Consider the following 14,535-nt stretch of genomic DNA (forward strand, 5'->3'; position numbering starts at 1 on the left):
TGGTGTCGGGGGTATGGGCCGGGCGAGTAACCGCGCGTAGACGGGGGCCGGTTGTACACGCGCGGTACCGGTGCGAGGGGAGAGACGACCGATGACCGAGGCGTGGCGGTACGGCGGCAACCAGATCAAGCTGTGGCGCACGGAGGCGGGCAAGACCCGGGAGGAACTGGCGGCGGAGGCCAATTACGACCCGGAGACGGTGAAGTCGATGGAACTGGGCCGCCGGAGGCCGACGTTGCGGCTGCTCCAGGTCGCGGACCAGATGTTCGGAGCCGCCGGAAAACTGGCGGCTATCTCGGAGTTCATGAAGCCGGATCCGTTCCCGAAACGGTCCGAGGAGTTCATGGCGGCGGAGGCCGAGTGCTTCGCCTTCAACAACTATGAGCCGCTGCTGATCCCGGGGTTGTTGCAGACCGAGGAGTACGCGCGGGCCCTGATCAGCTCCAGCAGCCCCCTCCTGGATGACGAGACTGTCGAGGAACGCGTCCGGGCACGCCTCGAACGCCAGCAAGTGATGAGGCGCCGGATCAGGACGATGTACAGCTTCATCGTCAATGAGGCCGCGCTGAACACCGACGTTGGCGGATCGGACGTAATGCGACGCCAGTTGCTGCACGGCCTGCAGCTCTCCGACTTGCGCAACGTCTCCGTGCAGGTACTGCCCCGGGGCAAGTGTCCAGGTGTCGCCCTCGTCGGGCCGATCATCCTCCTGGAGACCCCCGAGCATCAGGTATGGACATGGGCCGATGGGCAGGAAACGAGTGCGATGTACTCCCACCCCGACAAGGTCAGCGCGCTCACTCAGGCCCATGGCATGATCCGCACAAACGCCCTCAGCGCGGCGGATTCGGCGGAGTACATCAAGAAGCTCGCGGAGGAACTATGAGCAGCGACATGACGTGGTTCAAGTCCAGCTACAGCGACGGCCAGGGCGGCAACTGCGTCGAAGTCGCCCTGGACTGGCGGAAGTCGACGTACAGCGACGCCCAGGGCAGCAACTGCGTCGAGGTCGCCACCTGCCCGCACACTGTGCACGTCCGGGACTCCAAGCTCGGCGAGACGAGTCCGCGGTTCGCGGTGGCGGCCACGGCATGGGCGGCGTTCCTCGCCGGTCAGGCGTCGGCGGGAGCCGCCACCGCGGTGTAGGTGCGGTCGGCGGCCACGTAGTCGCCCAGCGGGGTCATGCCGAAGCCGTCCACGTGCACGCGCCAGGACGGCAGGTTCCCCACCTCGATGAAGGCGACGAGCGCCTCCGCGCGGCCGGACGCCTCCGCGACGGCCATGGTGAACAGGCCGCGGGCCACGCCGTGGCCGCGGTGGGCGGCGTCGACCACCACCGGGCCGTAGAGCAGCCAGCGGGTCTCGCCCAGCGGGCGGCCCCGCCAGTGCAGCGTGTCCTGGGCCCGGAGCAGGCCCAGGACCGGCGGCGGCGGGGCGGGCATGTCCTGCGCCACCGACACCGCGAGCAGGCCGGCGACCCGGCCCGCGTCGTCCGCGACGAGCAGTTCCCCGCCCCGGGCCATCCGGCTCAGCGCGGCCTCGTCGAACGCACCCTGCACGAAGCCCTGGGCGGCCCGCTGCTCCTCCGTGAGCGCGTCGTGGTGGTTGGCGGCGAAGAGCGCCGCCATGGCGGGCGCGTCGGCCTCGGTCGCGTACCGGTAGTCCATGCCTTCGATGCTGCCAGCCGGCCCGCCCGGCACCCGGGGGCACGCCGGAAGGCACCGGCCCACGGGGCCTGCGACCCCTCTTCCCGGGCCTTAGGTCCGCATTATTCTGCTCACCTCATTTATGCCGTTTTAACCGTGTTACAACTGGACTACACCACGTCCAAATGGCGTGTTCCACATCGCTGTTGCCCAGCCCACACAAGTGCTACCTGCCCTGGCAACGCGCCGGTTCCCACGGAGGAAGCCACGTGAGTACGGCCGCGCAGACCGCGCCGACCGCCAAGAAGAATTCCGCCGCCATGGCGGTCATGCAGCGCCTCGGCCGCAGCCTCATGCTGCCGATCGCCGTGCTGCCCGCCGCCGCGCTGCTGATGCGCTTCGGCCAGGGCGACATGCTGGGCAGCAAGTCGCTGCCGGGCTGGTGCAACGAGATAGCCCGGTACATGGCCGCCGGCGGCGGCGCCATCTTCGACAACCTGGCGCTGCTCTTCGCCGTGGGCATCGCGGTCGGCTACGCGAAGAAGGCCGACGGCTCCACCGGCCTCGCGGCCGTCGCGGGCTACCTGGTCTTCGCCAAGGTGCTGGGCACCTTCACCGACGGCAACGTCCCGAAGATCGAGGCGGTCGTCGACCACAAGGTCGCCCTGGTCGAGGCGCCCGTCAACGCCGGTGTCCTCGGCGGTGTGGTGATGGGCATCATCGTCGCGCTGCTGTACCAGCGGTTCTACCGGACCAAGCTGCCGGACTGGGCGGGCTTCTTCGGCGGCCGCCGCCTCGTCCCGATCCTGTCCTCCCTGGCGGGCCTGGTCACCGGCATCGTCTTCGGCCTGATCTGGCCGGTGCTCGGCAAGGGCATCCACGGCTTCGGCGAGTGGCTGGTCAACTCCGGCGCCGTCGGTGCGGGCATCTTCGGCGTCGCCAACCGCGCGCTGATCCCCGTCGGCATGCACCACCTGCTGAACTCCTTCCCGTGGTTCCAGGCGGGCGAGTTCGACGGCAAGCACGGCGACATCGCCCGCTTCCTCGCCGGTGACCCGAGCGCCGGACAGTTCATGACCGGCTTCTTCCCGATCATGATGTTCGCCCTCCCGGCCGCCTGCCTCGCGATCGTCCACTGCGCCCGCCCCGAGCGCCGCAAGGTCGTCGGCGGCATGATGTTCTCCCTCGCGCTCACCGCCTTCGTCACGGGCATCACGGAGCCGATCGAGTTCACCTTCATGTTCATCGCCCCGGTGCTGTACGCGATCCACGCGGTCCTGACCGGTGTGTCCATGGCGCTGACCTGGGCGCTCGGCATGAAGGACGGGTTCGGCTTCTCGGCCGGCGCCATCGACTTCTTCCTCAACCTCGGCATCGCCTCCAACCCGTGGGGCCTGGCGGGCATCGGGCTCTGCTTCGCGGTCGTCTACTACTTCGTCTTCCGCTTCGCGATCACCAAGTGGAACCTCCCCACCCCGGGCCGCGAGTCCGACGAGGAGCTCGCCGAGCTGCTCAAGGCCGAGGCGAAGTAGCCGTGCCGGGTCAGCGGACCCCCGGCCTGGGCATGCCCTGCGGGGCGCGGCGGGAGCTCATCGCCGCCGCGGCCGAGGCCCGGGGCTTCGTACTGGTCGCGGACCTCGTGCGCGACCTGGGCGTGAGCCGGATGACCATCCACCGGGACCTTCGGCAACTGGCCGCCGAGGGCCGTGTGACCCGGGTGCGCTGCGGCGCGACCTCCCGGTCGGCCCCGGCGGCCTGACAACCGCCCCCACCACCACCCGCCCGCGGCGGGCGGCCCCTCACCGGGCCCGCCCGCCGCGGGTTTCCGCATGTCCGGCACCCCTTTCGGTATGACACGGATCACTTCGACGAAAGATTCGGAATGTCCTATTCCGGTCATTCAGCGGGCGATATCGGCCAGTTCACCTGCGTCTTCCTTCGACTAGGTTCCACCGGACCGGGCCCCCTCCCCCCAGATCGGATGTACCCGTATCCCCCGACACCCGGAAGACCGCCGGACTCTTCGCGCTCATCGCGGCCGTCCTCGTGACCGCCGCCTTCGTGGTGGCGTCCGCCCTGGCGGAGCGCAAGAGTGCCCCCCGGGGCCGCGGCCCCCAGCCGGCCCCGTCGGCGCCGGTCGCCGTGGCGGCCGTCCTCGGCGTGACCCTCGGCGCGCTGGCCACCGACCGCACGCTCCACCTCGGCCTGGACGAGCTGAAGACGCTGATGGTCCCCCTGACCACCGGCCACGCGACGGACGCCCTGCTGCGCACGCGCACGCGCGCACCCCGCAAGACCTTCCGCCCGTGGGTCGACGGCAAGGCCGCCGCGGCCTTCGCCCTCCTCGTCGGCACGCTCGTCTCCGGTGCCACGACGTACTTCTAGACGAGTCATTCCGAAGTGATCGTGATCAGCTTGTCGATGGGCCAAGGAGCCATTCGACGGCCTGCTGCCGGTGCTGCTTGTCCCGGGCCGCTCACGGCAGCTGCCGAACCCCTCCCCGGGGTTCAACTCAGCTGGTCGCGCACGAGATCAAGGAATGCCTGTCGGCTCGGACGGATGTGCGCCCAGACCTTCTCATCCTGTGGCTCTCCCGGGTCTTCGGGGCCCTTCCTGATCACTTCCTGCACTGCCCACGCGAGGCTACGTGCCGCTTCGCTGACCTCGGACGTGCACAGCACGTGGATCGTCTTCTGCATCACCCACACCCTGTCAAGGACCTGTCCTGCCCGGGCCTGCCACTGCTCGTCAGCCAGGTTGTGGTGATGCCGATCCACCGCGACTCGTTCGGCTTCCTGCACCGCAGACAGAAATTCGATGAGGTGAGTGAGACGCTCGCTGCGGCGCACCTCGGCAAGTTCACGAACACTGCGGCGCGCCTCGCCTCGTTCCAAGGCGCGTCCTGCCGAGCGCTGGGCCAGCATCGACATGAGCCCGCCGAGCAGGACGCCGATGAGCGGCGCAAGCGTTGTCCACACAACGTCCGATTATGACAGCGATGGCATGAACACGGCACGGGGGTTCGGGCAGTCCAGGGCCGGGACCGGGACGCGCAGACGGCCAGGTTGTCACAGCCTTCGACAACGGAGGGCAGCAGACGGCGGAGGATCTGAGATCTTCGCGCTGCCCTGGCCGCCGGGCCCGACGGTTCAGTGACGAGCGCAACACCGGGCCGACGGCCGACCGCGGGTGGCACTCATTCCGCAGGCCGCAGCGGCACGGAGGCACCGTTTCCAAGGGTGCGCGCCGCCCGCACCCGCCCTTCGCGCGAAACGGGACATATCGCGCCCCACACCAAGGGCCGAAATAGCGCGGCACGCCCGCACGGGGCCCCGTAAGCTCCCGTCATGCAGGTGATCCAGTCAACGAAACTCGCCAATGTCTGCTACGAGATCCGCGGCCCCGTGCTCGAAGAGGCCATGCGACTCGAAGCAGCAGGTCATCGCATCCTCAAGCTCAACACCGGCAACCCCGCGGCCTTCGGCTTCGACTGCCCGCCGGAGATCCTTGAGGACATGCTCCGCAACCTGGGCAACGCCCACGGCTACGGGGACGCGAAGGGGCTGCTCTCCGCGCGCCGCGCGGTCATGCAGCACTACCAGACCAAGGGCATCGACCTGGACGTCGAGGACATCTACCTCGGCAACGGCGTCTCCGAGCTGATCCAGATGTCGATGCAGGCGCTGCTCGACGACGGCGACGAGGTGCTCGTCCCGGCGCCGGACTACCCGCTGTGGACGGCTTCCGTGAGCCTCGCGGGCGGCACGGCCGTGCACTACCGCTGCGACGAGCAGGCCGACTGGATGCCGGACCTCGCCGACATCGAGCGCAAGATCACCGACCGCACCCGGGCGCTCGTGATCATCAACCCGAACAACCCGACCGGCGCCGTCTACGACGACGAGATGCTGCGCGGGCTCACCGACATCGCCCGCCGCCACAACCTGGTGGTCTGTTCGGACGAGATCTACGACCGGATCCTCTACGACGGCGCCACGCACACCAACACCGCCGCCATCGCCCCGGACCTGCTCTGCCTGACCTTCAACGGGCTGTCCAAGAACTACCGCGTCGCGGGCTACCGGGCCGGCTGGATGGCCGTCTGCGGCCCGAAGAAGAACGCCGCGTCGTACATCGAGGGCCTGACGATCCTGGCGAACATGCGGCTCTGCGCCAACATGCCCTCCCAGCACGCCATCGCCACGGCCCTCGGCGGCCGGCAGTCCATCGTGGACCTGGTCCTCCCCGGCGGGCGCCTGGTGGAGCAGCGCGACACGGCGTACGACCTGCTCACGCAGATCCCCGGCATCACCTGCGTCAAGCCCAAGGGCGCGCTGTACCTCTTCCCGAAGCTCGACCCCTCGGTCTACAAGATCAAGGACGACCGCCAGATGGTCCTCGACCTGTTGCGGGCCGAGAAGATCATGGTCGTGCACGGTACGGGCTTCAACTGGACCGAGCCCGACCACTTCCGGATCGTCACGCTGCCCACGTCGAAGGACCTGGCGGACGCGGTGACGCGGATCGGGAACTTCCTGGACGGCTACAGCCAGCCGTAGGCTCCGGCGAGGCTCTACCAGGATTCAACTCAATCTTAGAACCAATCCAATGTAGGATGGTCTCCTGACCACGCAGGAGGCCTCCTCATGTACGAGCCGATCCGCACCAAGCCGGTCGTCCACCACGGGGGCGGCCACCCCAGCGACTACCCGCGCAGCAGCCGCGGCGAGGCCCTGGACATCCAGCTCGCCGGGCACCTCGCCGCGCTGCTCGCGCTGACCGACGAGCTCGGGCTCCAGGACGCCGCCGACCGGATCGCCGACCAGGTCGCGCGCCTGCGCGGGGCCCAGCCGACCCGCGCCGACCACGGCGCCGCCGGGTCCTCCGATTCCGCCGGGGACACCGCCGCGCTGCACCAGCGTGCGCACGACCTCGCCGCCCGCGCCCTCCTCGTCGCCGCGTCCCGCGCCGACACCACCGTCGCGATCCTCGCCGCCGAGCGCATGGACGCGCACGCCGCCGCCCTGTCCTCCCTGGACCTGGCCGGCGCCCACTGACGGCCCCGGTCCGGGGCCGCGGAGGCTCCGGACCGGGCGCCATGCCCCTGCGGGGCGGTCTGAGCCGCCGCTCGGCAGCCGGATTCGGCTCCTGCGCCAGAGGCCACCGGCCCGCCGACTCGGCCTGGCCGGCCACTGCGGCGATGCGGTGGCCGGCCAGGTGTCTGTGTCGGGTCGGTCAGGCGCCGCCGGCGACCTTGCCGAGGCCGTTCCAGCCATTGCCGCCGTCTCCGCCGTTCCAGGAGTAGACGGTAGCGCCGTTGTTGGCGTCCCCGAGGATGTAGTCGGCGTGGGTGTCGGCGTCGAAGTCGACGAACTGGACCTTGGGGTGGTCGTTGGTCAGACCGACGGCGATCTGCCCCATGGGCTTCCATCCGCCGCCGGTGTCGCCGCCGCGGTTGTTGAAGAGGTCGATGCCACCGCCGGGCTTGACGATGTAGTAGTCGGCCTTGCCGTCGCCGTCGTTGTCGGCGAACCGGATGCGGGTGCGGTCGGTGGTGGCGCCGGTGGTGACGGTACCGACACCCTGCCAGCCGCCGCCGGTGTCGCCGCCACGATTGAGGTAGACGCCGACGGCCCCGGTGTCGCTCAGGACGATGTAGTCGGTCTTGCCGTCGCCGTCCCAGTCCGCGAAGCGGACCTTGCTGGCGTCGTTGGTCAGCCCGACGGCGACCTTGCCAACGGCCTGCCAGCCTCCGCCGGTGTCGCCACCGCGGTTGAGGTAGACGTACACGGAGCCGTCCGGGTCGATGACGATGTAGTCGGCCTTCCCGTCACCGTCGAAGTCAGCGAGACGTACGCGGCTGCGGTCGGTGGTGAGTCCGCCGGCCACCTTCCCGACGGGCTGCCAGCCGCCTGCTCCGGCGGGGTCTCCGCCGTGGTTGAGATAGACCTTGACCTCGCCGTTGTCGGCGATGGTGATGTAGTCGGGCTTGCGGTCACCATCGAAATCGGCCCACCGCACCCGCTCGCTCCCGCCGGCCTCGTTGGAGGCTGCGGAGCGGCGTGAGCGCAGGTCATCGATCCACTGGCCGAGGTCGTCGAGGCGGGTGGTGTATCCGCCGGTCTTCGTTTCGGTGCTGTCGAGGCAGTCGTTCTGCCAGGATCGGCTGACCAGGGCGGCCAGCGCGGGCTTGCCGTTCACCGTTTGCACGACCGGGGAACCGGCGTCTCCCTTGCACAGGAGGGCGTTGGCGGGGGTCTTGGCGGCGATGTCGAAGCCGGTGGTGTCGGTGGTGCCGGCGGTGAAGGTTGCCGTATGCAGGCTGGTGGGAGTCCAGGCGTTCTCGGTCCGGCCGTAGCCGGAGACGCTGAAGTCCTGCCCGGCCGCGGGGGCGGTGTCCGAGGGCACGACGGGGGCGATGTTCCATACGGGGGTGGCCAGGCGCGCCAGGACGAGGTCCCGATCGTCGCGCGGAACGAGTTCGACGATGTCAGTGGTGTGTCCGCCGGTGGTGGCCAGGTCGGCGCGGCCTATGGTCAGGACGGTCTTGTTCTTGGGAGCGCCGGCCGGGATATTGATGCTCTCGGCGGGCTTGTCGGCGAAGCAGCTCTTGGCCGTGACCACCCAGCGCGGGTCGATGAGCGTCGCCGTGCAGGATCGCGTATCGCCGATCCGCAGTTTGCCGGTGAACGCCAGCGGGTTGTCACCGGCGGGTGCAGTGGCTACCGCGCTGGAACCGGTGACCCGCATCTCCAGCAGGACGGACGTCTTGGGGTCGACAAAAGTGCCCTCACCGATTGCCTTGGGGAGGGCATCTCTGCGGATGTCAACGCTCTGGGTGGTCCCGTTGACTGAGATCTCGGCCCTGATATCCCGGCCGAGGGCCTCGATTTGGTAGGCCTTCGGGATGTCAACGGCGAGGTAGCCCGTGTCGGCGGCCCCGAAGCAGATCATAGACTTGTCGGTCTTGACGTCCCGTGCCCAGACCGTGATCTGGTGAGGGCCGGAGCAGCTCGTGTAGGTGATGTTGCCGTCACCAGCGACCAGGCTGACACCGGTAGCGGCCAGGATGTCGCCTCTATACGGGTAGGTGCCGTCTTCGACTACGAAGGGGGCGCCGACATTGGCCGGGGTATCTGCAGCGGCGGAAGCCAGGGGCACCGGGGTCCACCCCATGGTGACGGCCGCACTCAAGGCTGCTGCGGGCAGCCATCTGCGTATGCGCACTGATGTTGGTTCGCTTTCGAAACGGGGCCCTTCACCGCCGGTGCGGGAGGGCGTGAGGAGAGGTGAAACCATGCCGCGCGGTTGCGGGTTGCGGCCGGACATGATCGCCTGGGGCCGCCGAGCAGAATAGACGCACGATGGAACCGCTACGTAGGGGGGCGGAACATTCCCCTGGCCAGCCACTCAAAGTAAAGAAGTCGTCAAGACGAAAGGCTTCTCTACAACCATCCTTGGGCGCAGCCGATCCATACCTGTGATCAAGTAGCGTCGTTCCGGGCCGAGCCCGGGAACGGGCCTGCCGTCTTCGGCCTGGGAATGCCGAATCGCAGAGGGTGCCAGGCTCGTTCGGTGTGCGCCGAGCGGCAACGAAGCCAGGCCCGTCGAAGGGTTCTCCGCGCACGCACCACGGCTCCCACGAACCAGCAAAGGGAACCCTTTCGTGCGTCACAACCGCAACTGGTGGGCCCGAGCCAGCGGCAGAGGAATCGCGGGCGCCAAAAGCGCCGCGCGAGGTCTGCTGCCCCTGGCCCTGCTCGCAAGTCTGATGTCCTCGGCACCTGCCACCGCAGAGGGCGCCCTGCCGCTGAGCGAACGAGAACAGGTCCTCCAGAACTGGAAGACCGGCGGCCCCACTGTCAAGTCCACAGCTGGAGCCGCACTGGTCGGAAGTGACGAACAGGTCCGCCAGTACCTGGCCAGCGGCCAGAAGGCCGCAGAAGAACTAGACCTGCGCGAGGCTGCCCTCAGACTCGTCACCGACGCGGGCCCCGGCCTCAGGAAGGCCGCTGCGAAGGCCCTGGAAGGCACGCCGCAGGAACTGGCCGCGTTCATGAAGGATGGCTGGAAGCAGCCACTCGCCGACGACGAACGGGTCGAGACGGCACGGGCCATGGACGCCGGAGGCCGAGGCGTCAAGGAGGCCGGCAGCATCGCGATGCACGGCACCCTCGAGCAGGTCGAGGACTTTCTGCGCGAGGGCCAGTACAAGAAGCGCGACGACGACGCCCGGGTCCGCGTCGTCCAGATCGCGGACGCGGGTGGCCCCGCCACCAAGCGCGCGGCTGCCCAGGCCCTCAAGACGGGGATCGAGGATGTCCGCGACTTCCTCGTCTTCGGCCAGCACATCGCCCGGGCCCAAGACCAGGAGCACGCCTCTATCGCCGACCTGGCCAAGCAGACCGCAGATGCCGGCTCGGCAGCCGAGAAGGCCAAGGGAAACGCCGTCGATGAGGCGGAGAAAGCCAGGAACTCAGCACGCCTGGCCAAGGCGGAGACCGCCAAGGCCGCAGCCGAGACCGAGGCCGCCCAGACCGACGCCGCCAAGGCCGCGGACGCATCCCGGCGGGCTGCCGAATCCGCCCGCCGCGCTGCTGCTGCCGCCAAGTCCGCCATAGCCGCAGCACGCGCAGCCAACGCAGCCGCACAGACCGCAGCAATCGCAGCCCACAACGCCTCCAACGCAGCACTTCACGCATCCCAGACCGCCACTCAGGCGTGGAACGCGGCCGTCAAAGGCAAGGTCGACGCGAAGGCAGCGGCCGACGCCGATGCCGCTGCCGGCCAGGCAGAGGAGATAGCCGACTCGGCCGAGGCCACGGCCAAAGTGGTCGAACAGGCCGACGCAGCTCTGGCGGCCTCGATCCAGGCGATCAACGACATGACCGCCTCCGCCGACCTGGCGGAGTCCTCCGGCAACTGGGCCAAACGAGCAGGCCTCAGCGACGAAGATGCACGAGCGGCAGCAGCGTCCGCCCGCCGCCACGCCGCAGAGGCCAAGCGCGCCTCCGCCGCCGCCCAGGCCAACGCCGCCGATACCGCGCGTGCCGCACGTCAGGCACGTGACGCGGCCCGCTCCGCCGCCGGCCATGCCCGCAGCGCGGCCGAGGCCGCTCGCAGGGCAGCCGATCACGCTGGCAATTCCCAAGCGGCCTCCGATGCGGCCAAAGTCAACGCCGCGCAGGCCCTCAGCTCGGCCGACGAAGCCGCCGCAGCGGTCAAGAGGGCTCAGAGCATCCAGGAGACGGCACGCAAGACCGAAGCCGAGGAAGTCGCGGCCCGCACCAAAGCGATGGTCAACCAGGCCCGAGACGCAGACGAAGCAGCCAACCTCGTCAAGGCCGAAGTGGCCCGCCTTCAGCAGGAAGCCGCCAAACTCGATACCGATTTCGCCAAACTCGCCGAGCAAGCGGCCCAGCCCGGTGCCGACGCCACGCAGATTGCCGTCGCCGGACGCAGAATGGCCCTCACGGCCATGCAGTCCCGCGGCTCATGGAGCCTTGCCGCAGCCGAGGCGGCCCTTACCGGTGACACCGCGATCGTCGTGGAATACGCCCGCACCGGCTGGAAGACAGCACAGGAACAAGACGAACGCGAACAGGTCAACCGCCTCTCGCAGGACTCTCCCTACAAAGGCGTACGTCCTGCGGCAGCCACCGCGTTGAAGGGCGACACAACCCAGATCCGTGCCTTCCTCACCAACGGCCAGTACGAGGCCGCGGCCCCTGACCAGCGCATCGAGGTCACCCGCATCGCCGATGCGGGCGGAGACGGAGTCAAGAGAGCCGCCAGGGCTGCCCAGATCGACGACAACCCCAAGGCTCTCACCGACTTCCTGACCACCAATCAGCACCAGGCACGGATCGAGGACTACCGCGTCCAGGCGGTCCGCCTCGCCGACGGCGGCGGCCCCGAGGTCAAGGCCGCAGTACAAGCCGCGATGGCAAGTCCCGACAGCCAGTTGATCACCTTCATCGAATCCGGCCACTACCGTGCCCAACGCCAAGACCAGCTGACCGCAGCACACGTAGCCCAGATCCAGGGAATCATCGCGCAGGCCAGCGGCATCGCGGCCACCGCCTACAAGAACGCCTACGAGGCCGCCAAGGCCGCAGCCGAAGCCCAGGGCTTCGCCGACCAGGCTGCCGGCCACGCCCAGAAGGCAAACACATACGCCAGTCAGGCCAACGACTACGCAACCCAGGCCAAGCACTCAGCCGACCGCGCAGACAAGTCCGCTGCCGATGCCACCCTCTCAGCCGCCAACGCGCACAAGGCAGAAGCACAGGCCGCCCGCAGCGCCCGCCGCGCTGACGACTCGGCTGCATCGGCCCACGCAAGCGCCGTCGCCTCCACCGGATACGCCGCGAGCGCCTACAAGGCAGCCGAATCCGCCCGCAACTCAGCCCTCGACGCCGGCATGAGCGCCAGCGCAGCCCAAGACAAATACCGCGCTACCATCGCCCGCCACCAGGTAGACCAATTCCTCGCAACAGTCCAGGAACAGCTCGACTTCAAAGCGGGCGAATATCAAAGAAACAAATTCTGGCCATCCTGGCTCCCCTCCCCCCTGAAGGTCGCCCTAGCCGCAGGAGGAATATTCACGGACGATCTTAGATTCGAAATCGACTTCAAGCACGCCCAAGTCGACATTTTCGGAATGATACCCGGCCTCGGAGAGCCTGCAGATGGCATCAATTGCGTGACGTATGCCACCGAAGGGACGATAGACCAGTTCTGGCCCACCGGCGGCAAGGGAATGTGGGAAGATGCCGCACTGTCATGCGCCTCAATGCTCCCATTCGTCGGTTGGTTCACAACCCCGGCGAAATGGGCTCGATATGCTGACAAGCTCGGCCCCAAGGCTAGGGAACTGTTCGAAAAGCTTGCAGAATTGCGAAAAAAGGCCCGCCGGTGCGAGGTAGGAAAGAACAGCTTCCCCGCCGGTACGCGAGTGCTCATGGGAGACGGTTCGACACTTCCGATCGAGCAGATCAAGGTCGGCGACCTAGTGCTAGCTGCGGATCCGGACTCCGGGACACAGGGGCCGCGGCGAGTCCAAGACACCATCTACACCCCCGACGACCGCGACTTCACCGACATCACCCTGGCCGGTGACGAGACCATCACCACGACGGACCACCACCCCTTCTGGTCCGAGGAGACCAGGACCTGGACCGACGCGGCTGACCTCACCCCCGGCGACACGCTCCGAACACCGGATGCCGACGGCGCGAGGATCTCGGCAGTCCGTCACCGGAAGACCCTCCAGTCCGCCTACAACCTCAGCATCAGCGACCTGCACACGTACTATGTGCTGGCCGGTACAGTGCCCGTGCTGGTGCACAATGCAGGATTGTGCACCGAGGAAATCGACAACGTCTTCTATAACCCCAGCGGCAGATCCTCTCAGGATCAGTTCGAATACCACTGGGATAAGCACGCAAAGGCGCGCAGTATCACACGTGAGCAGTACCTCCAGGACGCGAAAGACTGGGCGGCGGGCATTGCCCAGCCAGGAGGGAAGAGAGGGCTCAACGCCAGCTTGGAGGAGCTGGTGGACCTGTCGCGTGGCATAAAATACGTGGACCCCCAGACGGGTAGAGGCGGGATCATTGGCCCCGACGGCAAAGCCGTGTCCTTCTGGTATGGCGCCGGCTAATGAGAGGATGAGTCGATGTCGGATTTCATGGAGGACTACGCTCTCTGGCGGCGCTTGCCGTTCCCCGTCCTACGCCGCGGCCAGAATCTGTTGCACGCAGGCGAGAACCTGGCACTCATTCATGGAGACCTAGCCCTCGCCGACGAACATGTGACCCAGGCTATCCTTTTTGTCGACGAAGGGATATTCAGGCCGGCCCGGGGAGACGTCATAGGTTTGCTTGAAGGGCTCATTTCTCGCCTGGCGCGATTCAGCCAAGGCGCAACCCCGGAGCAGCGAGAAGCTGCCGAGGCCCACTATCGATATGCAGTTCTACTGCATCGAATCTATGGTGAATTCCTACGGATAGGAGCTCCTTAGTCAGCCACCTTGACCAGTAGGGAGTGACGAGGATCCGCTCACAGTGCATGGACGGCTCATCGTTTCCTTCGGAGCCTTTGTATGTGCGACCGGTACCGACGCGCTGACCTGGGGGCCACCAAGGAGTGCAGAGTTGGGACAATTCTCGCATCGACGAGGTTAGTAATCACAGAAGATGAAAGACGGAGGGTCTGCCGGAGATACTTCCGGCAGACCCTTCTGGGTCGATTGATGGAAACGCTGCCGCTGCGGCAACACGGGTGCGCATCACGATAATTCCACGCACACCCACGGACCGGCAGGAATTCGTTGACCAGCCGAAACTACAGGTGACACCCGTCCGGCAAGCACACGTACTATATGTACTCGCTGGCGCCACGCCGGTCGTCGTTCACAATTCGACACCATGCCCTACCGCAATCAGTCTTGGCCTGTGTCCCGCTGACGTCGATGACGGTTGGATAGAGCGGCGCGCTGACAACGGAAAGGGAATTGTGCGGCAGAAGCTGGGCCGACCGGAAAGGCCGACATGGTTCGCGTGATGGATCCGACCGGCAGGTACCCGAATGGCTATGTTCGCCTCCACAACAAGAGTGGCAAGCCGATCGGACTCCACGGGAAACCCGGACCCAAGGTGGATACGCACATCCCGATGAATCCTGATGGCAGGCACGAACCTGAACCTTCTGGGTCGAGTGGTTACCCGCCTCTGCTTCGACACGGCTCTCACAGTCCTGACCAGCGGGAATTGTGAACTGCATGTCGAGACCAGGGCGATTGCAAAGTTCGTTGATCGTGCGTTGGTGCAGGTCAGTTGAGTCCGAGGATGGTCAGTGGCCGCTCGTAGGGGCGGAGGGCTGTCGT

11 protein-coding genes are annotated in these 14,535 nt (G+C 67.4%); 8 read left to right on the forward strand and 3 right to left on the reverse strand.

Translation table 11 applies throughout. The features are described from left to right. Positions 1-91 precede the first annotated feature (91 nt). On the forward strand, positions 92-886 hold the full coding sequence (locus AB0M99_RS32510) for a helix-turn-helix transcriptional regulator (RefSeq protein WP_365926878.1): 795 nt from the start codon (positions 92-94) through the stop codon (positions 884-886). Further along, the gene (locus AB0M99_RS32515; protein WP_365926880.1) at positions 883-1,146 is read left to right on the forward strand and encodes a DUF397 domain-containing protein; all 264 of its coding nucleotides are present in this window, start codon (positions 883-885) and stop codon (positions 1,144-1,146) included. Before AB0M99_RS32510 ends, AB0M99_RS32515 begins: the two co-directional genes overlap by 4 nt. Here AB0M99_RS32515 and AB0M99_RS32520 read toward each other — a convergent pair. Next, a complete protein-coding gene (locus tag AB0M99_RS32520) occupies positions 1,113-1,667 on the reverse strand; it encodes a GNAT family N-acetyltransferase (RefSeq protein ID WP_365926882.1) in 555 nt (184 codons plus the stop codon). The genes AB0M99_RS32515 and AB0M99_RS32520 overlap by 34 nt on opposite strands. A 299-nt stretch (positions 1,668-1,966) precedes the next feature. On the opposite strand from AB0M99_RS32520, the gene AB0M99_RS32525 reads away from it, so the two are divergent. The 3 genes from AB0M99_RS32525 to AB0M99_RS32535 all read left to right on the forward strand — a co-directional run bounded on the left by AB0M99_RS32525 (position 1,967) and on the right by AB0M99_RS32535 (position 4,031). After that, positions 1,967-3,178: a PTS transporter subunit EIIC gene (locus AB0M99_RS32525; RefSeq protein ID WP_365926901.1), complete on the forward strand. Its 1,212-nt coding sequence runs from the start codon at positions 1,967-1,969 to the stop codon at positions 3,176-3,178. Between the two features lie 2 nt (positions 3,179-3,180). Then, on the forward strand, positions 3,181-3,405 hold the full coding sequence (locus AB0M99_RS32530; protein ID WP_365926884.1) for a DeoR family transcriptional regulator: 225 nt from the start codon (positions 3,181-3,183) through the stop codon (positions 3,403-3,405). A 287-nt stretch (positions 3,406-3,692) separates the two neighbouring features. Beyond that, on the forward strand, positions 3,693-4,031 hold the full coding sequence (locus AB0M99_RS32535; RefSeq protein ID WP_365926886.1) for a hypothetical protein: 339 nt from the start codon (positions 3,693-3,695) through the stop codon (positions 4,029-4,031). Between the two features lie 122 nt (positions 4,032-4,153). Here the strand turns inward: AB0M99_RS32535 and AB0M99_RS32540 are convergent, their stop codons facing one another. Then, the gene (locus tag AB0M99_RS32540; protein ID WP_365926888.1) at positions 4,154-4,624 is read right to left on the reverse strand and encodes a hypothetical protein; all 471 of its coding nucleotides are present in this window, start codon (positions 4,622-4,624) and stop codon (positions 4,154-4,156) included. Positions 4,625-4,993: 369 nt separating this feature from the next. Between AB0M99_RS32540 and AB0M99_RS32545 the strand changes: the two genes are divergently transcribed. Both AB0M99_RS32545 and AB0M99_RS32550 read left to right on the forward strand, forming a co-directional pair. Next, the gene (locus AB0M99_RS32545; protein ID WP_365926890.1) at positions 4,994-6,205 is read left to right on the forward strand and encodes a pyridoxal phosphate-dependent aminotransferase; all 1,212 of its coding nucleotides are present in this window, start codon (positions 4,994-4,996) and stop codon (positions 6,203-6,205) included. Between the two features lie 87 nt (positions 6,206-6,292). Further along, on the forward strand, positions 6,293-6,703 hold the full coding sequence (locus AB0M99_RS32550; protein WP_365926892.1) for a hypothetical protein: 411 nt from the start codon (positions 6,293-6,295) through the stop codon (positions 6,701-6,703). Between the two features lie 178 nt (positions 6,704-6,881). Here AB0M99_RS32550 and AB0M99_RS32555 read toward each other — a convergent pair whose 3' ends face one another. Further along, positions 6,882-8,807: an FG-GAP-like repeat-containing protein gene (locus tag AB0M99_RS32555; protein WP_365926894.1), complete on the reverse strand. Its 1,926-nt coding sequence runs from the start codon at positions 8,805-8,807 to the stop codon at positions 6,882-6,884. Between the two features lie 505 nt (positions 8,808-9,312). Between AB0M99_RS32555 and AB0M99_RS32560 the strand changes: the two genes are divergently transcribed. After that, entirely contained in the window at positions 9,313-13,311 is a 3,999-nt protein-coding gene (locus AB0M99_RS32560; protein ID WP_365926896.1) for a polymorphic toxin-type HINT domain-containing protein, read from the forward strand. Positions 13,312-14,535 lie beyond the last annotated feature (1,224 nt).

The organism is Streptomyces sp. NPDC051183 (genome assembly GCF_040682455.1).
In the GTDB taxonomy this organism is placed as follows: Bacteria; Actinomycetota; Actinomycetes; order Streptomycetales; family Streptomycetaceae; genus Streptomyces.